The organism is Haemophilus sp. Marseille-P9675, assembly GCF_916862695.1.
Classification (GTDB): domain Bacteria; phylum Pseudomonadota; class Gammaproteobacteria; order Enterobacterales; family Pasteurellaceae; genus Haemophilus; species Haemophilus haemolyticus_K.
This window is the reverse complement of sequence record NZ_CAKASP010000001.1, coordinates 601,296-623,330: the sequence shown is the minus strand read 5'-3', so window position 1 is coordinate 623,330 and position 22,035 is coordinate 601,296. Positions and strand designations below refer to the sequence as shown.

Annotated in this window: 18 protein-coding genes and 1 other RNA gene; 8 read left to right on the top strand and 11 right to left on the bottom strand. The window is 38.2% G+C overall.

Translation table 11 applies throughout. From position 1 onward, the window contains the following. Nucleotides 1-6 precede the first annotated feature (6 nt). A complete protein-coding gene (pntB, locus tag LIX50_RS03040) occupies nt 7-1,431 on the top strand; it encodes a Re/Si-specific NAD(P)(+) transhydrogenase subunit beta (RefSeq protein WP_005637794.1) in 1,425 nt (474 codons plus the stop codon). 61 nt (nt 1,432-1,492) lie between these two features. Here pntB and LIX50_RS03035 read toward each other — a convergent pair whose 3' ends face one another. Then, nucleotides 1,493-2,035, bottom strand: coding sequence for a KdsC family phosphatase (locus LIX50_RS03035; RefSeq protein ID WP_048953249.1), 543 nt, complete (start codon nt 2,033-2,035; stop codon nt 1,493-1,495). Nucleotides 2,036-2,044: 9 nt separating this feature from the next. After that, on the bottom strand, nt 2,045-2,980 hold the full coding sequence (locus LIX50_RS03030; protein ID WP_048953250.1) for a KpsF/GutQ family sugar isomerase: 936 nt from the start codon (nt 2,978-2,980) through the stop codon (nt 2,045-2,047). Between the two features lie 160 nt (nt 2,981-3,140). On the opposite strand from LIX50_RS03030, the gene rnpB reads away from it, so the two are divergent. Beyond that, nucleotides 3,141-3,517, top strand: an RNA gene (gene rnpB / locus LIX50_RS03025) — RNase P RNA component class A. A 2-nt stretch (nt 3,518-3,519) separates the two neighbouring features. Here the strand turns inward: rnpB and LIX50_RS03020 are convergent. The 5 genes from LIX50_RS03020 to LIX50_RS03000 are packed head-to-tail and all read right to left on the bottom strand — an operon-like array spanning nt 3,520 to nt 8,906. Continuing rightward, nucleotides 3,520-4,317, bottom strand: a complete 798-nt coding sequence (locus LIX50_RS03020; protein WP_048953251.1) for an ATP-binding cassette domain-containing protein — start codon at nt 4,315-4,317, stop codon at nt 3,520-3,522. Continuing rightward, on the bottom strand, nt 4,317-5,366 hold the full coding sequence (locus tag LIX50_RS03015) for an oligopeptide/dipeptide ABC transporter ATP-binding protein (protein ID WP_048953252.1): 1,050 nt from the start codon (nt 5,364-5,366) through the stop codon (nt 4,317-4,319). Before LIX50_RS03015 ends, LIX50_RS03020 begins: the two co-directional genes overlap by 1 nt. Before the next feature lie 3 nt (nt 5,367-5,369). Next, nucleotides 5,370-6,257, bottom strand: a complete 888-nt coding sequence (locus tag LIX50_RS03010) for an ABC transporter permease subunit (protein ID WP_048953253.1) — start codon at nt 6,255-6,257, stop codon at nt 5,370-5,372. Then, nucleotides 6,247-7,212: an ABC transporter permease gene (locus LIX50_RS03005; RefSeq protein WP_048953254.1), complete on the bottom strand. Its 966-nt coding sequence runs from the start codon at nt 7,210-7,212 to the stop codon at nt 6,247-6,249. Before LIX50_RS03005 ends, LIX50_RS03010 begins: the two co-directional genes overlap by 11 nt. Further along, nucleotides 7,212-8,906, bottom strand: coding sequence for an ABC transporter substrate-binding protein (locus LIX50_RS03000; protein ID WP_048953255.1), 1,695 nt, complete (start codon nt 8,904-8,906; stop codon nt 7,212-7,214). The genes LIX50_RS03005 and LIX50_RS03000 overlap by 1 nt, the downstream gene beginning before the upstream one ends. 69 nt (nt 8,907-8,975) lie before the next feature. Between LIX50_RS03000 and LIX50_RS02995 the strand changes: the two genes are divergently transcribed. Then, nucleotides 8,976-10,388 (top strand): YcjX family protein, encoded by a 1,413-nt coding sequence (locus LIX50_RS02995; protein WP_048953256.1) that lies wholly within the window; start codon nt 8,976-8,978, stop codon nt 10,386-10,388. 37 nt (nt 10,389-10,425) lie between these two features. Here the strand turns inward: LIX50_RS02995 and ppc are convergent, their stop codons facing one another. Further along, nucleotides 10,426-13,065 carry a phosphoenolpyruvate carboxylase gene (gene ppc / locus LIX50_RS02990; RefSeq protein ID WP_048953257.1) on the bottom strand — a complete coding sequence of 880 codons (2,640 nt, stop codon included), beginning with the start codon at nt 13,063-13,065 and terminating at the stop codon, nt 10,426-10,428. Nucleotides 13,066-13,247: 182 nt separating this feature from the next. Next, entirely contained in the window at nt 13,248-14,258 is a 1,011-nt protein-coding gene (gene purR, locus LIX50_RS02985) for an HTH-type transcriptional repressor PurR (RefSeq protein ID WP_048953258.1), read from the bottom strand. 353 nt (nt 14,259-14,611) lie between these two features. Here purR and dapD point away from each other — a divergent pair, with 353 nt between their 5' ends. Further along, entirely contained in the window at nt 14,612-15,439 is an 828-nt protein-coding gene (gene dapD / locus LIX50_RS02980) for a 2,3,4,5-tetrahydropyridine-2,6-dicarboxylate N-succinyltransferase (protein WP_048953259.1), read from the top strand. Nucleotides 15,440-15,505: 66 nt separating this feature from the next. On the opposite strand, the gene tehB is transcribed toward dapD, so the two are convergent. Then, nucleotides 15,506-16,366 (bottom strand): SAM-dependent methyltransferase TehB, encoded by an 861-nt coding sequence (gene tehB / locus LIX50_RS02975; RefSeq protein ID WP_048953260.1) that lies wholly within the window; start codon nt 16,364-16,366, stop codon nt 15,506-15,508. A gap of 112 nt (nt 16,367-16,478) precedes the next feature. Further along, nucleotides 16,479-18,527, bottom strand: coding sequence for a methionine--tRNA ligase (metG, locus tag LIX50_RS02970; RefSeq protein ID WP_048953261.1), 2,049 nt, complete (start codon nt 18,525-18,527; stop codon nt 16,479-16,481). Between the two features lie 150 nt (nt 18,528-18,677). Here metG and apbC point away from each other — a divergent pair, with 150 nt between their 5' ends. The 4 genes from apbC to bioD all read left to right on the top strand — a co-directional run bounded on the left by apbC (nt 18,678) and on the right by bioD (nt 22,027). Continuing rightward, the gene (apbC, locus tag LIX50_RS02965) at nt 18,678-19,790 is read left to right on the top strand and encodes an iron-sulfur cluster carrier protein ApbC (protein ID WP_048953262.1); all 1,113 of its coding nucleotides are present in this window, start codon (nt 18,678-18,680) and stop codon (nt 19,788-19,790) included. Nucleotides 19,791-19,894: 104 nt separating this feature from the next. Continuing rightward, nucleotides 19,895-20,923, top strand: coding sequence for an adenosine deaminase (gene add / locus LIX50_RS02960; protein ID WP_048953263.1), 1,029 nt, complete (start codon nt 19,895-19,897; stop codon nt 20,921-20,923). A 3-nt stretch (nt 20,924-20,926) separates the two neighbouring features. Continuing rightward, entirely contained in the window at nt 20,927-21,193 is a 267-nt protein-coding gene (locus tag LIX50_RS02955) for a YcgL domain-containing protein (RefSeq protein WP_048953264.1), read from the top strand. A gap of 102 nt (nt 21,194-21,295) precedes the next feature. Beyond that, nucleotides 21,296-22,027, top strand: coding sequence for a dethiobiotin synthase (bioD, locus tag LIX50_RS02950; RefSeq protein ID WP_048953265.1), 732 nt, complete (start codon nt 21,296-21,298; stop codon nt 22,025-22,027). Nucleotides 22,028-22,035: the final 8 nt, after the last annotated feature.

Genomic DNA, 22,035 nt, shown 5'->3' with positions numbered 1-22,035 from the left:
CGCACAATGTCTGAAGGTTTAGTACAGGCTGCGTATATTTTAGCAGCATTACTTTTCATTATGAGCTTGGCAGGACTTTCTAAACATGAAACTGCTAAAGCGGGTTGTTGGTTCGGTATTGTTGGTATGACAATTGCCCTTATCGCAACCATTTTTGGACCTCATTCTGAAGGAACATTTTGGATCATTATTGCGATGATCATCGGTGGTGCAATCGGTGTTCAACGTGCATTAAAAGTAGAAATGACTGAAATGCCAGAACTTGTGGCGATTCTTCACAGTTTCGTCGGTTTAGCAGCTGTACTCGTCGGCTTTAATAGCTATGGTTTACACCATGAGGCATTAATGCCAGAAGGATTAGATGCAGCAGCACAAGCCGCATTTGTAGCTGAACAAGCGGTATTAACGAATATCCATAATGTTGAAGTATTTTTAGGTATTTTTATCGGTGCAGTAACTTTCACTGGGTCTGTTGTTGCATTTGGTAAATTAAGCGGAAAAATTAATTCAAAAGCATTAATGTTACCGCATCGCCATAAATTAAATTTAGCCGCGCTTGTGGTATCTGCATTATTGATGGTTGCATTCTTGAATAATCCAGAAAGCATTTTCCCTGTGTTATTAATGACAGCGATTGCGCTTGCATTCGGCTGGCACTTAGTGGCTTCAATCGGTGGGGCAGATATGCCAGTTGTGGTATCAATGCTTAACTCCTATTCAGGCTGGGCAGCGGCGGCAGCAGGTTTTATGTTGAATAATGACTTGCTAATCGTTACAGGCGCCCTTGTCGGTTCTTCTGGTGCAATCCTTTCTTACATTATGTGTAAAGCAATGAACCGTTCATTTGTGAGCGTAATTGCAGGTGGTTTTGGTAACGATGTTCAAGTTTCTTCAAGCGAAGAACAAGGCGAACACCGTGAAACTACAGCGGAAGAAGTGGCTGAATTGTTGAAAAATGCTAGTTCTGTAATTATCACTCCAGGATATGGTATGGCGGTTGCACAAGCACAATATCCAGTAGCGGATATTACGGCAAAATTGCGTGAACGTGGTGTGAATGTTCGTTTTGGTATTCACCCAGTTGCAGGACGTTTACCTGGCCATATGAACGTACTTTTAGCCGAAGCGAAAGTGCCTTACGATGTCGTACTTGAAATGGATGAAATCAACGATGATTTTGCTGATACCGATGTGGTATTGGTTATCGGTGCGAACGATACGGTAAACCCAGCTGCGATGGAAGATCCAAATAGTCCAATCGCGGGAATGCCTGTGTTGGAAGTATGGAAAGCACAAAATGTGATTGTGTTCAAACGTTCAATGGCAGTGGGTTATGCTGGCGTACAAAACCCATTATTCTTCAAAGAGAATACGCAAATGCTCTTTGGTGATGCAAAAGATCGTGTTGAAGATATCTTAAAAGCATTATAAAAAACACGCATAAAAATAACCGCCCTTGGGGTTACCTAAGTGCGGTTTATTTTTAGGTATTTTATTGTCCCATGTTTTTCACTGATTTTAGAAAACCTTGGGCGCTATCAAACACAGAAGATTTTCCCTGAGCTTGTAAAATCATATCGGACATTTCACGGAATGCGCCTTTTCCTCCATTAGTGGAAAGTACATGATCAACGGCATTCTTCACATAAATAGGGGAGTCTGCCACAGTAAAAGAAGTTCCACACACTGCAAAGGCGGGGAGATCTACGCTATCATCGCCAATATAAGCGGTTTGCTCGGCAGTGACGCCAGCTTGTTTCATAAGATCAAAACAAGCGGTTTCTTTTTCAAGTTTGCCAAGAAAGTATAATTTAATGCCTAGATCGGCAATACGACGACGTAAAATAGGGGAGTCTCGACCAGAAAGCACTGCTACTTGAATACCTGCATCCATCAGCATTTTTATGCCTAAACCATCTCGCACATGAAAACTTTTAATCGCTTCACCATTAGCATCATAATGGAGTTGTCCATCGGTGAGCACGCCATCCACATCAGTAATAACAAATTTAATATTTTCTAATTTTTGTTGCATTGGGATTCCTTAGCTTGAAAATTCCACTAAACCCACCACGTGATTTTCATCATTAACAACAACTAGCGAGTGAATTTTTTTCGCTTTCATAAAGTCTTCTGCTTTTGCTAGGAATTCATCTTGGTGAATTGTCTTAGGTGAGTTTGTCATAAAATCTTGTGCAGTTTTATTTAAGGTATCAGCGCCATTTGTCGTTAATGCTCGACGAATATCGCCATCCGTAATAATGCCTTTTAATTGATTATTCTCCATGACTAATGCAACGCCCATTCGGCCTTCATTCATTATAGTTAAGCAATCAGTGAAATTGGTTTCCGGTTTGATAATTGGTAAACGAGTTTGCATTTGATCTTTTACTTTACATAATAATCGACGACCAAGACTGCCACCTGGATGGAATTTGGCAAAGTCAGCTGGTTGGAAATTGCGTGCCGTAATGAGTGACACGGCGAGCGCATCACCAAGCGCAAGCGTCACAAGTGCGGACGTTGTTGGTGCGAGATTATTTGGACATACTTCTCGCTCAACAGTAATGTCTAAAACATAATCTGCATGGCGTGCGAGCGTGGAATTCTTGTTACTCGTCACAGCAATAATTTTATTACCGAAATTTTTTAAACTTGGAATCAGTTTATTGACATCATCAGTTTCACCGCTATAGGAAATTAACATCACGATATCAATTGGTTTCAACATACCTAAATCGCCGTGGAAGGCTTCTGTCGGATGTAAAAAGAAACTTGGCGTGCCCGTAGAGGCAAATGTCGCTACCATTTTTTTACCGATTAAACCAGATTTCCCTATCCCGCCGATGACTAATCGTCCTTCGCAAGCAAGAATTAAATCTATGACTTGATTAAAATCCTCGCCTAAACGTTGGCTGAGTTGCAAAAGTGCGTTGCTTTCCACTGAAAGGGAATCCTGTGCAATTTTTAGATAGTTCATTCTTCTTCCTAAAAGAGCGGTTGAAATTGGCGCTATTTTAACGGAATCATAAAAAAATACGAATGAAAAATTAGGCGTTATTATTTATAAAATTGATGAGCAATATTCAAAAATTGGGGATTTTATTGACCTCACTAATGATTGCCCCTATACTACGCGCCGAGTTGGTTAGACAATCGCTGGTTTATTGAAGCCCTTAACCGTATTTATACGACCTAGTGGGACAAGTAAACGAGAGGAAAGTCCGAGCTACACAGGGCAGAGTGCCGGATAACGTCCGGGCGGCGTGAGCCGACGACCAGTGCAACAGAGAGTAGACCGCCGTGTAAACGGTAAGGGTGAAAGGGTGCGGTAAGAGCGCACCGTGCCACCGGTAACGGTTGGCAGCAGGGTAAACTCCACTCGTAGCAAGACCAAATAGGAATCCAATGAGTGGCCCGCTCAGGATTCGGGTAGGTTGCTTGAGCGGCAGAGTAATTTGTCGCCTAGAGGAATGATTGTCCACGACAGAACTCGGCTTATCGACCAACTCAATTTTTCTAATTATTTATCCAAGCATTCTCATCAAGAATTTTTCCAAAATGACTTTCAACTAAACGACGAGTAATTTCAGTTTGTGGTGCGCTAAATAATGTTCTTGGTGGCCCATATTCAATCATTTTTCCCTCATCCATCACAATAACTTGATCGGCAATATGTTTAATCATGCCAAGATCTTGTCCAACATAAATATAGGAAATACCAAGCCGTTGTTGTAAATCTAATGTTAAGTTGAGTAGTTGTATGCGTACGGAAGCATCAAGATTACCCAGTGCATCATCAATAATGATAATTTCAGGTGATAGAATAAGAGCTCGAGCTAATGCAATTCGTTGTTTCTGGCTTACAGAAAGGTTTTTGATTTTTAAATTGGTGTAATCAGGATAAAGTCCAACAAGTAAAAGTGTATCAAAGATTTTTTGATTACGGTGCGACTCATCCCAATTAGTAGCCAGACGTAAAGGGGTATCAAGTATCTCACCAATATTTAATCGTGGATTGAAAGCTGAATTAGCATCTTGGAAGAGCATGCGAATATGCTGGGCTCGATATTGGATATCATCATGTTGTAATTCATGATGATTAAATATAATACGACCTGAAGAGGGTGGAATTATACCCGCGATCATTTTGACCAATGTGGATTTTCCCGAGCCATTTTTCCCAATAATAGCGATTGTTTGCTGGCGTTCAAGAGAAAAACTTATATTTTCTACTGCATTAAAATAGCTGGTACCAAATAAGCGTTTTCGACCTTTGAAGGTTTTAGTTAAATCTTCTACTTTTAATAACGGCATTATTCATTTCCTTTACGATGGAGCGTTAATGGTGTAGTAGTGGTTTTTTCTTTGAAATTTTTCTCGCGAAGATTAACGGGGTAATGGCAAGAAAATTCATGTTGCTTAATTTTGGTCTTGTTCGGCTTTTCAATACATTTCTTTTGTGCGAAAGGACAACGTGGTCCAAGACGACAACCTATAGGCATTTGTTCTAGAATTGGTACTGTTCCTTCTAATGTACCTAATTTAGTTTTGAATCCTAAAGGCTGAGTAAAATCCGGGATCGCATTAATTAATGATTGAGTGTAGGGGTGGTGTGGCGATGCTAATAATATTTCTGTTGGGGCAGATTCAGCATTTTGTCCACAATAAAGAACAGAAATGTGATCACACCATTCACTGATGCTTTTAATATCGTTACTTGCAAGTAAAATAGTCGTACCTTGGTTTTTGTTCATGCTAGAAAGTAATCGAAAAACTTGTAGCGCAGTCGTAGATTCTAGAGTATTTGTAGGTTCATCTGCAATGAGTAGACGAGGTTGGTTTGCTACGGCAATAGCAATCATTACTTTCTGACCTTCACCTTCAGTAAGTTCGCTTGGATAGCTGGACATAATATCATGGTGATCTTTAATACCAACACGGTGTAATAATTCAATAGCACGGCGTTTTTTCCATCCGAACCATTGCCACCATTTTCCCTTAAATGTCCAATTAGGAATATTTTGGATAAGCTGCTTACCGACTTTTCGACTTGGTTCAAGGCAAGAAAGAGGATCTTGGAAAATCATAGATATTTCTTTACCGACAAGTTTACGACGTTGATTTGGATTAAGCTTTAGTAATTCTACATCGTCAAATCGAAAACGATCTGCGGTGATAATCCAGTTTTCTTTGACCGCATTACAAATAACTTTGGCGATTAAACTTTTACCAGAACCTGATTCACCCACAAGTCCACCGATTTCTCCTTCATTGAGTGATAAATTAATACCGTCCACAATTTTAATGCGACCGTTTGGTGTTTTTATTTCAATATTTAAGTTGCGAATATCTAATAGTGCCATAAGTTATTCATAATATTGATTAATGGCTTTAATTAAGCCGTTACTAAAAATAATACTGAGTAAAATGGTGAAAATAATAGCAAAACCAGGTAAAAGTACTGTCCATGGCGCAAGATAGAGTAGCTCAAGTGAATCTTTGATCATCGCTCCCCATTCTGGTGTAGGACGTTGAGCGCCAAGAGATATAAAACTTAGTGCGCTGATATCTAGTACAGCAACAATAAAAGCCCGTGAGATTTCTTGAATATACACAATCGTGATATTAGGCAAAATAGTGGTTTTTAATAATGTCCAGTTAGAAATCCCTTCAAGTTTGAGCATGATGACATAATCTTTTTTTAATTCTTCTTGAATTGCGCGATAAATAGCATGAATAAAATAAGGTAAAATTGCGAATAGCGTTGCAAACATAGCATTCCATAAACTAGGTTCCATTAATGTGGAAATGATGATTGCAATAAGTAAAATCGGTAAAGATAAAAAAGCATCGAAAATATGCCCTACAAAACGTGCCTTTATCCCTTTTAACATACCAGCAATAATGCCAAGAGCTCCCCCGATGAGTGCGGTGGCAATGAGTACTAATAAGGAAGAACCCAGGGTATAGCGAGTACCCATAATTAAGCGACTTAAAATATCTCGTCCTAGATCATCTGTGCCAAAGAAAAAAGCTATTTGTCCTTTATCAACCCAAGATGGCGGCATTAATTCTTGTCCAACAAACTGCGTGTTATCAGAATAAGGTGCTATCCAACTGCTGAAAAGTGCGGTCAGAGTTAATAACGTTAATAAATAAAAGCTGAATAGCGCAATGGTATTTTTGCGAAATAGTAGCCAAATTTGGAATATTGAGGTATTTTCTCGAAATTCTTCAGGTTCTTTATCTTGCATACCAACCTTTCTTTTTAAATGGATCGAGTATAAAAGTGATACTTTTAATTAAGGTATCAATTAAAATAATACATATACCAATAACTATAACGCCTGCTGCAATACTGTTATAGTCTTGTTCAGCTACAGCATTAATAAGCCAACGACCAATACCAGGCCAACCAAGTGCTGTTTCGACTAACATACATTGCGTTAGCACAAGTGTAAATACACGTGGCACTTGGGGTATCAATAATGGAAGGGTATTACGAAAAACATATTGATGTAAAATTTTCCATTTTGACCAACCTCGTGTTGTTGCTACTTTAGCAAAGTTTTGACAAAGAATGTATTCAGCCCGTTGTTGAATAAGACGAATAATTTCCATTGTAGGTAAAATACATAAAACAAGCGTAGGTAATGCTAGATGTTGTAAAACGTTTTGTATAATCTTAGTGCGATATGGCTCATTAACGAACCAAACATCAATAACTGGAAAGCCTGTAATCGGTATGATTTCATAGAGTAAATTATATTGTCCTATAGCGGCAATCTCCCAATGATTGATGGATGCGCTGTAAAGTAAAAGAGGTGCAAGCCAAAATATAGGAATGGATAAACCTAAATAGGATAAGCTTTGTAAACTTTTAGCAAAAATTTGTTGGGAGCTGACCGCTCTGATGATACCGAGAGGTAAGCCAAAGATAAAAGCTAATAAGAGTGCTGTAAAGCAAAGTTCTAGAGTAGGAGGTAATACAGTCAAAATTAAATCAATTAAGGATTTTCCTCCGTTATAAGTGATGCCAAAATCACCCTGTAACAATGTTTTTAAATAGATGTAATAAGCGTTATAGATATTTTGTGTGACAAGATCAGCATTGAGTGGATCACGCAATAAGATCATAAAACTGATTAAGGATAATACTAATAATAATATGATTACCCAGATAATATGACGAATAGCAGACCACAACATTAAGGTTTCTCCTTACTTAAATGTAAAGTCGAAAAATTTAGGCTACCAAAAGGTGTCATTTCAACACCTTTTACACGAGTATTGGCAACTAAGATGCGTTTTACATTCGCAATGGGAATAATGGGTAATTCATGTAATACGAGGTTTTGAGCATCGTTATAAAAACGAACACGTTCTGCTAAGTGTGTTGTTGCAATAGCACTATCCATTAAATGATTAAAATCCTGATTACACCAATTAGATAAGTTAGTTACTTCATTTTGTGTATTACAACTTAAAATTGGTCGCATAAAACCATCAGGATCAAGATTCCCCGCTAACCATCCTGTAAGAATTAAATCATAATTTTCTGTTTTATTACGAAGTTGTTCACTCAAAAAAGTACGTGTCACTGCTCGAACGTTAATTTCAACTCCTGCTTGTGCTAAATCCCATTTTATCATTTCAGCCATTTTAAACGGTGCGGGATTATATACTTGTTCTTCATTAATGACCCATAAATTAAGTGAAAGATGTTTATTTTTTAAGACTTTTTGAGCAATTTTTGGATTATAATCAAACTCAAATTCTGGGCTATTCACATTTGATGCCCAAGAAACCTCAGGAATAATATTATTCGCAACAGTTGCTGTATTATGATAAATATTGTGAATAATACGCGCCCGATTTAAACTTTGCGAGATAGCTTCCCGAATAGTACGATCCTGCATGATCGGCTTATCAAAATTAAATGCTAAATATGCCAAGTTCATTCCATCAGTAGATTGCATATAATAGTGTTTGTCATCGCTTTTTAATAAACCAATTTGGCTAACATCAGGATAAGAAGCAATTTGGCATTCGTTGTTAAAAAATTTAACTAAACGACCATTTCGGTCAGTAGAAAGATCAACAACAATATTTTTGATTTTCGCTTCTTTTTTCCAGTAATTTTCATTACGCACTAAGCGGACATGTTGGTTATATACATAGTCTTTCACTTGATAGGGCCCCGTACCAACAGGGTGGGTATCTAATTGGGCAAGATTATCATCGGCACTCAGTTGATACGCATATTCTTGTGAGAAAATAATTGCATATTGGCTAGCAAGATGTGACAAAATAGATGAGTCTTGTGTAAATAACTCAATTTTGACTTGGTAAGGTGAAAGAGCGGTAACGGATTTAATTTTTTCGTTTAGCTTTATACTTTCAAAGTATGGGAAATGTACCTTCTTAGCTTGTTCATGAAATACACGATACTGTGGATTTTTATACGTAATAAGGTTTTCGCTTAATTGTGGCAAATAAGTTGTATGACCAAGTACCCGATTAATAGAAAATACTACATCTTCTGCATTAAAATCGCGTGTTGGGGTAAACCATGGCGTTTGGTGAAATTTAACACCACGACGCAAATTGATTAATATTTCTTTTCCATCAGGTGAAATAGTATAAGACTGAGCAAGAACAGGCGTAACATTCGCGCTATGGTTTTTTATTTCAAAAAGTTTATTATAAATTTGCTCTGTGACGACATTCATACTCGTGCCTGCATCCGCAGTTTGCGGATTAAAAGAAAATCCAGAGGCATTAGTACAATAAGTTAGTCCGTTTTCTGTTAGGTGTTCTGGTACGCGCGGAGCAGCTTGAAGTCCGGAGTTCAAGCCAATACCAAATAGAAAACAGAAAAACGTAAGATTTTTGCGTAACATAACAAATGCATTGTGATAAATTATGTACCAAATTGTAAGGCATATTAGTAAAAATGGCTAGGATATTGAATGTTTAATAGGGTTCAAAACGAAATCAATCAAATTATTAATCGTGGTTTTGACCGCACTTTGCGCTTGGCGGTAACAGGGTTAAGTCGGAGTGGAAAAACGGCGTTTATTACAAGTTTAATCAATCAACTTCTCTCCATTAATCAAAATTCATCACAGCATTTGCCCTTGTTCGAAGCCGCTAGAAATGGGGCAATCTTGGCGGTTAAACGAGTATCTCAACAAGATCTCAGCGTGCCACGTTTTGATTATGAAAGTAATTTAAATGATTTGTCACAAAATCCGCCGCAATGGTTTCAATCTACTCGGGGTGTGAGTGAAACACGTTTAGCAATTCGTTTTCAACGTCAATCTGGCTTGCTACGTCATTTGAAAGAACGCGGCACGCTTTATTTAGATATTTTTGATTATCCAGGGGAGTGGCTGCTCGATTTACCGTTGTTAAATCTAGATTTTCAACAATGGTCACAAGAACAAATCAAGGTCACCACTGGCGTTCGTGAAGAATTGGCGCAGAATTGGCTTGCTATGTTGCAGGATTTGGATTTAAGTGCGGTCGCAAATGAAGATGTTTTAGCTAAGATAGCGAAAAGTTATACGGATTATTTACACCAATGTAAGTCGCAAGCCATGCAATTTATTCAGCCAGGACGATTTGTATTGCCGAGTGATTTAGAGGGGGCGCCCGCATTACAATTTTTTCCATTAATTCATCTTTCGGAAGAACAGTGGCAAACCTTGAAAAAAACTGCCAAATCGAATAGCTATTTTACCGTGCTGACAACACGTTATAATTATTATCGCAATAAAATTGTGAAAGGTTTTTACGAAAATTATTTTTCTACCTTTGATCGCCAAGTGATTTTGGCGGATTGTTTAACGCCTTTAAATCACAGTCAGCAAGCCTTTTTAGATATGCAAATGGGTTTAAACCAGTTATTTAATAATTTCCATTATGGCAGCAGAAATTTTCTTCATCGTTTGTTTTCTCCGCGAATTGATCGATTAATGTTTGTTGCGACGAAGGCGGATCATATTACTCGTGATCAAATTCCTAATTTAGTGAGTTTAATGCGCCAAATTGTGCAAGAGGGGGGGCGCCATGTGGAATTTGAAGGAATCGATACAGAATATACCGCCATTGCTGCTGTTCGTACCACAAAGCAAGTGATTGTGAATCAGCAAGGAAAAGAAATTAAAGCAATTCAAGGGATTCGTTCTATTGATAAACAGCCGATTACGCTTTATCCAGGCACTGTACCGAGCAAATTACCAAGATCAGAATTCTGGCAAAAACAACCGCACTTTGATTTTGATAGTTTTGAACCTCAGCCTTTAGAACAAGGGGAGAACATTCCTCATTTGAGAATGGATGCGGTTTTACAATTTTTATTAAGTGATCGATTTGAATAAAAAAGTGCGGAAAATTTTCCGCACTTTTTTCATCTTTCTAGCCCGTATTGCGCATCCCAGCCGCGATACCTGTGATGGTAATCATCAATGCTTGTTCCACATCGGGATTGACTTGCTCAGGATTTTCACGGAAACGGTGAAGCAATTCCACTTGCAGTAGATTGAGCGGATCCGTGTAGATATTACGCAATGCGATTGAATCTGCAATCCAAGGTAAATCAGACATCAATTCACTTTGGTGAGAAAGTGAAAGCACAGTTTGAATATCATCTTCAAGTTGCTTACGTAAATTTTCGCCTAAATACCAAAGTTCTTTTTTCACCAATCGTTGATCATATTGTTGGGAAAGCCAAGTATCCGATTTACTAAATACCATTTCCAACATACCGATTCGCGTTGAAAAGAACGGCCAGTTTTCGCACATTTCATGAATGACATCGCCTTTGCCTTGTTCAATAATCTGACGGATAGATGCTCCAGCGCCCAACCAAGCGGGTAGCATTAAGCGATTTTGCATCCATGCAAAAATCCAAGGAATGGCGCGTAAACTTTCCACGCCGCCATTTGGATTGCGTTTTGCAGGGCGAGAACCAAGTGGCAATTTGGAGAGCTCCTGTTCTGGCGTCGCACTGCGGAAATAAGGAACAAAATCTTTATCACCACGAACCACGCCGCGATAAATGTCGCAAGAGATAGTGGAAAGCTCATCCATTATAGTGCGCCATTCTGGTTTCGGTTCTGGTGGCGGTAAAAGATTTGCTTCTAAAATGGCACTGGCGTAGAGATCAAAGGTTTCTACCGCTACAGCCGGTAAACCCAGTTTGAAGCGAATCATTTCGCCTTGTTCTGTCACGCGTAAACCATTTTTTAGTGAACGAGGTGGTTGAGAAAGTAATGCCGCATGTGCTGGCGCACCGCCACGACCAATCGTGCCACCTCGTCCATGGAATAAGGTGAGTTCAATGCCAAGTTTTTCTGTTAAATTCACTAAGGCTTCTTGGGCTCGATATTGCGCCCAAGATGCAGCCATCATTCCCGCATCTTTTGCCGAATCTGAATAGCCAATCATCACCATTTGACGATTATTGATCACGCCACGATACCAACCCACATTGAAAAGTTGAGTCATCACTTTTTCGGCTGCATCTAAATCATCTAAGGTTTCGAATAATGGCACAACAGGAATATGATATGGCACGCCTGCTTCTTTTAAGAGTAAATGAACGGCTAAAACATCAGATGCACTGCGTGCCATCGAAATAACATAACACGCAATGACACCTTGTTTTTGTTGAGCAATGACCTTGCAAGTATCTAAAATTTCTTTGGTTTCAGGTGATGGCGTCCAGTTTTGCGGAATCAATGGACGGCGTGAGCTTAATTCCCGAATTAAGAAAGCCTGTTTATCGTCTTCCGTCCATTGAGAGTAATCGCCTAAACCAATATAGCGTGTGATTTCAGCAATGGCATCGGTGTGACGTGTGCTTTCTTGGCGAATATCCATTTGAGAAAGCGTTACGCCAAAACAACTAATACGGTGCAAAATATTCAACAATGAACCATTTGCAATAATGCGCATACCGCATTGAATTAAAGATTGATAACAATCGTAAAGCGGCTCCCAAAGTTGATTATCTTCTAAAATAATCTCGCTTTCAGATACGCGCGGTGTGCGATCTGATAGGTGATCATCAAAATAAGCTAATGTTGCCGTAAGTTGATTGCGTAAATTTTTCACCACAAAGCGATAGGGTTCTAAATGCTCGCCATATTTAGCACGAAACTCATCGCTACATTTCACCATTGAAAGTTCATCGGCTAATTTGCTGATGTCTTGTAAGAATAAATCCGCCGCTTTCCAACGGGCAAAATAAAGCACTTTTTTGGTGATTTGTGCGGTGACAAATGGGTTTCCATCGCGGTCGCCGCCCATCCAAGAGGAAATTCGTACGGGTTTTAATCCTACTGGCAAATCGTAACCTAAAAATTCACGGGCAGTTTCGTTTAATTGGCGTAAAAACTCTGGCACAGCTTGCCACAAACTGTTTTCCAACATCGCAAAGCCCCATTTGGCTTCATCGAATGGTGTTGGACGAACAGTGCGAATTTCATTGGTATGCCATGCTTCTGCGATTAAGCGAAGTAATAGACGTTCAATAATATTACGTTCTTTTTCAGTTAAATCATGATGTTCTAGCTTGCTTAAACATTTATTGATTTCAATGTGTTTATGAATGAGTGAACGACGTGTTGTTTCTGTTGGATGTGCGGTCAGAACAAGCTCAATTAATAATTTTTCAACGGTTTTATGCACGTCTTCCACAGAGGCATTTTGTTCTTTTAAGCGTTTGAAAAGTTCGCTTAAGGATTGAGAAGAACTTTGTGCTAGAGAATGTTCACGCGAAATCGTTTGATATTGTTCCGCAATATTCGTGAGGTTTAAAAATTGGCTGAAAGCACGCGCGACGGGAATAATATTGTCATTAGAAATACTACCGAGCGTGTCGAGCAATTCTTGTCTTGCTTTATCATCACCCGCACGAGAATTACGAGAAAGTTTACGAATATTTTCGATTAATTCGAGAATATCGGCACCTTGGGCATCGTTGATGGTTTCTCCGAGAAAACGCCCTAACATACTAATGTTATTGCGCAGAGTGGTGTACTCTTGTGTCATAGGAACTCCTAAAAGTAAAAATAAAATTCGTAAGTTGGCGATAGATATAGCTAAAAACGGAAGATAGGGCAAATGCTATTCAAGGAAACCTTGAAGATAATCAAGAAAAGCTAAAAAATAGATAAAAAAGAACCGCACTTTTTATAGATTATTTAAAAAGTTCGGTTTATTTTTGATAAGTTTTATAAAATTGATTTAACGGATTTTCGAATAATAAGCTCAGGGCCAATGTCAATACGGCTATATTGCTGAACGCCTTGATCTTTTTGGCTAATACGCTCTAATAAGATATTCACCGCCTGTCTGCCTAATCGTAGCTTCGATTGGTGAATGGTGGTTAATGGTGGCGCATAGAAACGTGAAGCATGAATATCATCATAGCCGATAATGGACATATCATCTGGCACGCGTAACCCTTTTTCTGTCAGTGCAGAAATTGCACCGAGCGCCATCACATCGTTACAACAGAATAGGGCGGTCGGTAATTCCTCTTGAGCCAGTAAGCGATTCATACATTCATAACCGTCTTCAGGCTCAAATGCACCTTCGAAAATCCAAGGTTTATGCACTTCAAGATTCGCATCTGCCATCGCTTTTAAAAAGCCTTCATAACGAGTTTTTGCCGTAGTTTTATTGAGTTCACCGCAGATAATCCCGATTTTTTTATGACCGCACTCAATGAGGTGTTGGGTTGCTAAATAACCGCCATCAAAACTATGATCATCAATCACATCGGTATTCGCATTTGGGCCCCAGTCCATTACAACCATTGGTATACTGGAAAATGACGAAAGCAAATCCAAGGAGTCTTGAGTATATTCAGAACACATCACAAGCAAACCATCTACCCGTTTCTTCGCCAACATTTCCAAATGGTTTTTGACTTTTTCAGGTTCATTTTGTGTATTACATAAGAAAAGGGAATAACCTTGACGATAACAATGTTCTTCGACGGAATGAATGATCTCAGCAAAGTAGGGGGCTTCACTAGTGGTGACAATCATGCCGATCGATTTGGTTGTATTCACTTTTAAACTTCTTGCAACAGCGCTTGGTGAATAATTCAGTTGTTTAATTGCAAGTAATACAGATTCTTCTGTTTCTTTTGCAACAAAACGCGTTTTATTTATTACATGTGATACTGTCGTGGTAGATACGCCAGCCATTTTTGCGACATCTTTAATTGTTGCCATACATTTACCCCTAGAAAATTTTTCCTATTATAAAGGTTTATAGAATATTTCGTTACTTTTATTATAATTTTTTTGTAAAAGAGATGATTTTTTCTAATAAATATTGCTAGAATGTACGCAAATTTTTTATTTAGGAGAAAAAGATGAGTGATTTTGGTTACGCCATGATAATGGTTGTTTTTAGTATGACTATTGTTGTAGGGCTAGCACTATCAATTTTTTAATTGTGTTTATTTTATGAATTACCGCGCTTTGTTAGAAAACAAAGGGCGGTATTTTTTTAGGTTTTTGCTTGAGACGCAAAAGTATGGTAAAAATAACAACGTTTTATTCATTAACTAATAGGAATTATCATGTCAAATTTACAACAAATTATTGAAGCTGCATTTGAGAAACGTGCAGAAATTACACCAAAAACCGTTGATGCAGAAACGCGTGCGGCAATTGAGGAAGTGATCGAAGGATTAGATTCGGGTAAATACCGTGTTGCAGAAAAAATTGATGGCGAATGGGTAACACATCAATGGTTAAAAAAAGCGGTTTTACTTTCATTCCGTATTAATGACAACCAAATCATTGACGGAGCAGAAACAAAATATTACGACAAAGTAGCATTAAAATTTGCGGATTACACCGAAGAACGTTTTGCTGAAGAAGGTTTCCGTGTTGTGCCTTCTGCAACGGTGCGTAAAGGTGCATACATTTCTAAAAACTGCGTATTAATGCCATCCTATGTAAATATTGGTGCTTACGTTGGCGAAGGCAGCATGGTAGATACTTGGGCAACGGTTGGTTCATGTGCACAAATCGGTAAAAACGTTCACTTATCTGGCGGCGTAGGCATCGGCGGTGTATTAGAACCATTGCAAGCTAACCCAACCATTATCGGCGATAACTGCTTTATCGGAGCTCGTTCAGAAGTGGTAGAAGGCGTTATTGTAGAAGATGGCTGTGTTATTTCAATGGGGGTATTCATTGGTCAATCAACCAAAATTTATGATCGTGAAACGGGTGAAATTCACTACGGCCGTGTACCAGCTGGTTCTGTGGTGGTATCTGGTAGCCTTCCATCAAAATGTGGAAAATATAGCTTATATTGCGCAGTGATTGTGAAAAAAGTGGATGCAAAAACTTTAGGTAAAGTTGGTATCAACGAATTATTACGTTCTATTGAAGAATAATAGAACGTAAATAAAATAATGACCGCTCTTTTTTCATAAAGGCGGTCATTTTTTATAAATGAGTGATTATTTCTTTCTCGCTAACATTGTGGCAAATTTCATTTTAATGCGATTGCCGTTTTCATCGGTTTTATGTAATTCGCCCATATTTTCGTTATATTCTAAGAATTCCCAATCTTTGTAATATTCTTTCAATTCGTTTTCAGCGAAGGTGAAGGAGAATGGAAGCGGGCAAGGCACATCATCTGTGGACATGGCGGCAACGATTAAGTTATACCCGCCAACATTGGTGTGTTCTTGCATATTTTTAATGATTGACGGCACTCGCTCACGATTTAAGAACATAAACACCACTGTTGAAACAATAAAATCATAGTTTTCTTGAATATTGGCGGCGTTAATATCATAAAGTGCGGTAGAAATATTAAGATTTTCTTTCTCTTTGGTTTCATTTAAAAAGGCAATGCTGTTTTCATTGTGATCCCAAGAGGTCACATCATAGCCCAATAAACTTAAATAAAGTGAATTACGCCCTTGTCCGCAACCTAAATCTAATACTTTACAAGGCGAGATAATTTTTGCAGCATCCACCACATCGCCGTGAGTGGCAGTCATATTGTATTTTTTACTGAAGTAATCTTCTTTTTTGCAATAGAAACCTAGAGTACATTCTAAGTCATCAGAAAGCGCTTCAACACGATGCCATGCTTGAGGTTCAACAAAAGGAATGTTGCTTTCTGGGGTAAAAATATGCTCGGCAATCACATCGCTATTTTCGGTTAGCTCATAAAATTTGAGCTTACCTTTTAATACGGTTAATTTCCCCCAAGTGCCGACTTTTGTGTTGTGCTTTTCTTGGAACATTTGTGGCAATTTGTCTTTTGTCCACACTGGCATTTGTTTATAGCAAATTAATTCGTTTTTCATAATATTCTCCAAATAGGTAAATAGTTGAGTGTTATAGTAGGTTATAAGCCACCTATTTTCAACAAGAAAATAAAAGGGCAACGTAATGTTGCCCTCATTTAGATTGAATTGATTATTTTACTTGCATGCCCGCAGTGACACCGCTATCGGCAGATAACAAGAATAAATCACTACCGCCTGTTCCTGCGGATAGAATCATTCCCTCAGATACACCGAATTTCATTTTACGTGGTGCAAGGTTTGCCACCATAATCACAAAACGACCTTCTAATTCTTCAGGTTTATTGTAAGCCGCTTTAATGCCAGAGAAGACTTGACGAGTATGATCGCCAAGATCTAATTCAAAACGTAAAAGTTTATTAGATTCTGGCACCGCTTCGCATTTCAACACTTTTGCTACACGCATATCAAGTTTAGCGAAATCATCAATAGTGATGGTTTCAGCAATAGGTTCAACGGCGGAAAGTGCGGTTGGTTTTGCTTCGGTTTTTTCTGCTGCTTTATTGGCTGCAGCAAATAAGGCTTTAGTTTCTTCCACAACGGCATCAATTTGTTTTTTCTCTAAACGAGAGAATAAGGCTTTGAACGGTGCAAGAGTATGGCCAAGTAATGGTTGATGAATATTATCCCAACGTAATTCAGCTTGTAAGAAGGCTTCTGAACGTTCTGCTAGTTTTGGAAGAACTGGTTTTAAGTAAGACATCAACACGCGGAAAAGCTCAATTCCCATTGAACATACGGCTTGCAATTCTGCCTCTTTGCCTTCTTCTTTTGCAATCACCCAAGGGGCTTTTTCATCAATGTATTTATTGGCTTTATCGGTTAATGCCATAATTTCACGAATGGCTTTATTGTATTCACGGCTTTCGTAATAAGCGGCGATTTGCTCGGCTTGAGCGGTAAATTCTGCAAATAATGTTTCATCTTCCAGTTTATCCGCAAGTTTGCCTTCAAAGCGTTTCGTAATAAAGCCTGCATTGCGTGAAGCTAAATTCACTAATTTGTTTACAATATCCGTATTTACACGTTGTACGAAATCTTCAAGGTTAAAGTCTAAATCTTCAATGCGATCATTTAATTTTGCTGCATAGTAATAACGCAAACATTCAGGATCGATATGATTCAAATAAGTGCTGGCTTGAATGAAAGTCCCGCGAGATTTTGACATCTTCGCCCCATCCACCGTGACATAGCCATGAGTGAACACATTAGTCGGTTTACGGTAGCCACTACCTTCAAGCATTGCAGGCCAGAATAGACTGTGGAAATAAACGATGTCTTTACCGATGAAATGATAAAGCTCCGCATCGCTGCCTTCAGCCCAAAATTCATTGAAATCAATGCCTTTATGATCGCATAGATTTTTGAATGAAGCCATATAGCCGATTGGCGCATCTAACCAAACATAGAAGAATTTATCTTTTGCACCTGGAATTTCAAAACCGAAATAAGGCGCATCGCGTGAAATATCCCATTGTTGTAAACCGCTTTCAAACCATTCTTGCATTTTGTTCGCAATTTCAGATTGAAGTGAGCCAGAACGTGTCCATTCTTTTAACATGCCTTCAAATGCAGGTAAGTCAAAGAAAAAGTGTTCAGATTCTTTTACAACAGGAGTTGCGCCAGAAACAGCTGAACGAGGATTAATTAAATCCATTGGGCTATAAGTTGAAGCACAAACTTCGCAGTTATCGCCATATTGATCTTCTGCTTTACATTTTGGGCAAGTGCCTTTCACAAAACGATCAGGCAAGAACATATTTTTTTCAGGGTCGAATAGCTGAGAAATAACTTTACTCTTAATAAAGCCATTGGCTTTGAGTTTATTGTAAATTTCTGCGGTGAGCTGTTTGTTTTCTTCGCTGTGAGTGGAATGGTAGTTATCAAAACTAATATTAAAACCTGCAAAATCACGCACGTGATCGGCTTTTGCTTTAGCAATTAATTCTTCAGGTGTAATGCCAAGTTTATCGGCATTCAGCATAATCGGAGTACCGTGTGCATCGTCTGCACAGACAAAATGGATTTTATTGCCACGCATACGTTGAAAACGCACCCAAATATCCGCCTGGATATGTTCTAACATATGGCCTAAATGAATTGCCCCATTGGCATAAGGCAAAGCGCAAGTGACTAAAATTTTACGGGGTTGAGTTGTCATTTATTATTCTCTTTTTTAGCATATAAAAATTGTGGACATCTTACCTGATACAGGGCTTTTTTTCTAGTTTGAAAAACTTTAACTTAACATACCGCACTTTCCGTGATTAAATATGCCCGACAAATTTACTCTACTAAACAGGAAGTTATTATGGCAACCTACTTTTCTGATAATTTGACTGCTGAGCAGCAAAATCAAGTTCAGCAGATTATCCAACAATTTCAGCATCCAACCCTGCAAAAGGATCTGATTGCGCTTAATACTTTGAAAAAAGTGGAAAAGGGCGGCGATACTTTACGCATTGAATTGAAATTACCTTTTGCGTGGAATTCTGGTGCAGAACAGTTAAAACAAGCGGTTTCAGATGCGTTGTTGAAAGCAACAGATTGCAAAGCAATTAAATGGGCGGTGTCTTATCAAATCGCTACACTCAAACGTGCGAATAATCAACCAGCCGTAAAAGGTGTGAAAAATATTATTGCGGTGAGTTCAGGTAAAGGTGGTGTAGGGAAATCATCGGTTTCTGTTAATCTAGCTTTAGCATTACAGGCACAAGGCGCACGTGTTGGGATTTTAGATGCGGATATTTATGGCCCTTCCATTCCACATATGTTAGGCGCAGCGGATCAACGCCCGACTTCGCCAGATAATCAACACATCACCCCAATTAAAGCACATGGTTTATCTGCAAACTCCATTGGTTTTTTAATGAATGAAGATAGCGCAACAATTTGGCGTGGCCCAATGGCGAGTAGCGCACTAAGCCAATTATTAAATGAAACCCTATGGGATAGTTTAGATTATCTTGTTATCGATATGCCTCCAGGTACTGGTGATATTCAACTTACCTTATCACAACAAATCCCTGTGACGGGTGCAGTGGTAGTGACAACCCCACAAGATATTGCTTTGCTTGATGCGGTGAAAGGTATTTCAATGTTTGAGCGAGTATCTGTCCCCGTATTAGGTATTGTGGAAAATATGTCAATGCACATTTGTAGCAAGTGCGGTCATCACGAAGCAATTTTTGGCACAGGCGGTGCAGAGAAAATGGCTGAAAAATATAATGTGAAAGTATTAGGTCAACTTCCTTTACACATTCGTATCCGTGAAGATTTAGATGCGGGCAATCCGACTGTTGTGCGAGTGCCTGAAAATGAAATTTCACAAGCATTCCTACAACTCGCAGAAAAAGTCTCTACAGAACTTTATTGGCAAGGTTCCGTCATCCCAAGTGAGATTTTATTTAAAGAAGTGAAATAATCGAAAAAAAGATAGGGCTGCATGTGCAGCCCTTTTTTTCCTAGGTTGATCTTCTTACTGTTTCTCAATAAAATCTAGAGCAATTTCTTATTTGGTGGATCATTATGATGAAAAATATATCAAAATATGCTTTGATAGACCTCCATCTTCATTTGGATGGTTCGCTTTCTCCTGAATGGATTTTTGAGTGGGCGGAAAAACAAAACATCAACTTACCTGTAAATGACATTGAATCACTTCTTAGATTAATTTCAGCGCCCAAAGATTGTAGTGATTTAAATCAATATTTAAATTGTTTTGCAATTCCCGTTTCTTTATTACAAACACAAGATTCCATTTCTTCTGCGATTTTTGACTTGGTAAAACGTTTAGATAAACAAGGTGTAGTTTATGCTGAAATTCGTTTTGCACCACAGCTTCATATAAAAAAGGGATTAAATCAATCAGAAGTGGTGGAAGCAGCATTAGTTGGCTTAAAACAAGGACTAAAAGATACCGCACTTTTTAAAGTAAATTTAATTTTATGTTGTTTAAGAGGAATTGGCTCTTTAGAAAATAACTTAGAAACTATTAATATAGCCAAAAAATATCTGACTATAAAAGATGCCGGGGTCGTTGCGGTGGATTTAGCTGGACCAGAGGCAGGTTATCCAACCCAAAATTTTTCCCAAGAATTTCAGCTTGCTAATCAACTTGGTATTCCTTTTACGATTCATGCAGGTGAAGCAGCCGGGGCCGAAAATGTGCAACAGGCAATCGATCTTGGGGCTAGTCGTATTGGTCATGGTATTCGAGCGGTAGAATCTGAGCAAGTTATGTCTGATTTAGCTATAAGGCATATTGCAGTAGAGATGTGTCCTTGTAGTAATTTACAGACAAAAGCAATTGATAATTTAAAAAATTATCCACTTAGAACTTTTTTACAAAAGGGGATTATGGCGACGCTAAACACAGATAATATGACCGTATCACAAACTGAAATTAAACAGGAATTTGAATTATTAGAGTCTGATTATCAATTAACTGAATTTGAAGCAAAAAAATTGCTGAATAATGCTATTAATGCATCATTTCTTAGTATAGAAGATAAAATTGCATTAAAAACATATATTAAAATGAAAGGAATAGATTAATTTATGTTGTGTGCAATTTATAAAAGTAAAAAGAAACCAGGAAGTTATTTATATTTAGCAAAACGCGATGATTTTTCTTCTTTGCCTGAAGCACTGTTAGAGCAATTTGGTAAACCTGAAATCGTGATGATGTTTAATTTATTAGGCTCAAAAAGATTGCATTCTGTAGATAATCAAGAGATTTTGGAAAAAATTAAACAACAGGGATTTTATTTACAAATACCTAAACAGGATGATGGTTTATTTAATAGTTTGAGTGAGATCAAATAATCTGTTTATTTTTGAATCTAAAAAGCAAAAGTTTGCGTTACCTCAATTTCTTTCTTCAAAAATTCTTTTAAAATCGCCCGCACTTTTTTTAAGGAGAACGAAATGAGTAGCTTTTTTGTTGCGGGGACTGATACAAATGTGGGAAAAACCACTGCTTGTCGAGCAATTATACAAGCCTTACAAAATAAGGGTGTTCAAATAGTAGGATATAAACCTATTGCCTGCTGTGGAGAGGAGGGGGTTTATCCTACCGTTCAAGTTGAGAAAAATGATTCAGATTATGACAGTTTCAGCAATTCTGATGTTTTAACATTGATGGCTTCAACAAATCAGGATGTAAAGTATCAAGATATTAATAGCTATACATTTACTCATCGTTTTCCGATGCTTACAGAAGATAGAACGAGAATTAAGTTAGAGAAGATCAATCAGGATCTTATGCGTTTAACTTCCCAGTATCAGTCTGTTGCGGTAGAGGGATCCTTTGGATTAATGACTCCGATGTCAGAAGAAAAAAGTTTTGCAGATTGGATTGTTTCCCATAAAATGCCTTTAGTGCTTGTGGTGGGAATTAAAGACGGTTGTGTTAATCATGCTTTATTGACAGTTCAAGCAATTCAACAGCTAGGCGTACCTTTATTAGGATGGGTAGCCAATCGTGTTAATCCTTTATTAGGTCATTATGCTGAAATAATTAGTCTTTTAGAGAAGCATATTGAGGCACCTCTATTAGGACAAATACCCTATTTACATAAACCAGAAGAACAGGAATTAGGGCATTATTTAACAAATATTGAACGTTTGATGTATATGAAAACGGAATTAGTTAAATAAATTCTCAA

Excerpts from the sequence above, each read along its gene's own strand:
- dapD (WP_048953259.1), top strand. The coding sequence starts at position 14,612 with ATGTCAAATTTACAACAAATTATTGAAGCTGCATTTGAGAAACGTGCA.
- LIX50_RS03015 (WP_048953252.1), bottom strand. The coding sequence starts at position 5,366 with ATGGCACTATTAGATATTCGCAACTTAAATATTGAAATAAAAACACCA.
- LIX50_RS03035 (WP_048953249.1), bottom strand. The coding sequence starts at position 2,035 with ATGCAACAAAAATTAGAAAATATTAAATTTGTTATTACTGATGTGGAT.
- LIX50_RS03010 (WP_048953253.1), bottom strand. The coding sequence starts at position 6,257 with ATGCAAGATAAAGAACCTGAAGAATTTCGAGAAAATACCTCAATATTC.
- purR (WP_048953258.1), bottom strand. The coding sequence starts at position 14,258 with ATGGCAACAATTAAAGATGTCGCAAAAATGGCTGGCGTATCTACCACG.
- LIX50_RS03005 (WP_048953254.1), bottom strand. The coding sequence starts at position 7,212 with ATGTTGTGGTCTGCTATTCGTCATATTATCTGGGTAATCATATTATTA.
- metG (WP_048953261.1), bottom strand. The coding sequence starts at position 18,527 with ATGACAACTCAACCCCGTAAAATTTTAGTCACTTGCGCTTTGCCTTAT.
- pntB (WP_005637794.1), top strand. The coding sequence starts at position 7 with ATGTCTGAAGGTTTAGTACAGGCTGCGTATATTTTAGCAGCATTACTT.
- LIX50_RS03030 (WP_048953250.1), bottom strand. The coding sequence starts at position 2,980 with ATGAACTATCTAAAAATTGCACAGGATTCCCTTTCAGTGGAAAGCAAC.
- LIX50_RS02995 (WP_048953256.1), top strand. The coding sequence starts at position 8,976 with ATGTTTAATAGGGTTCAAAACGAAATCAATCAAATTATTAATCGTGGT.
- apbC (WP_048953262.1), top strand. The coding sequence starts at position 18,678 with ATGGCAACCTACTTTTCTGATAATTTGACTGCTGAGCAGCAAAATCAA.
- bioD (WP_048953265.1), top strand. The coding sequence starts at position 21,296 with ATGAGTAGCTTTTTTGTTGCGGGGACTGATACAAATGTGGGAAAAACC.
- LIX50_RS02955 (WP_048953264.1), top strand. The coding sequence starts at position 20,927 with ATGTTGTGTGCAATTTATAAAAGTAAAAAGAAACCAGGAAGTTATTTA.
- LIX50_RS03020 (WP_048953251.1), bottom strand. The coding sequence starts at position 4,317 with ATGCCGTTATTAAAAGTAGAAGATTTAACTAAAACCTTCAAAGGTCGA.
- ppc (WP_048953257.1), bottom strand. The coding sequence starts at position 13,065 with ATGACACAAGAGTACACCACTCTGCGCAATAACATTAGTATGTTAGGG.
- tehB (WP_048953260.1), bottom strand. The coding sequence starts at position 16,366 with ATGAAAAACGAATTAATTTGCTATAAACAAATGCCAGTGTGGACAAAA.
- add (WP_048953263.1), top strand. The coding sequence starts at position 19,895 with ATGATGAAAAATATATCAAAATATGCTTTGATAGACCTCCATCTTCAT.
- LIX50_RS03000 (WP_048953255.1), bottom strand. The coding sequence starts at position 8,906 with ATGTTACGCAAAAATCTTACGTTTTTCTGTTTTCTATTTGGTATTGGC.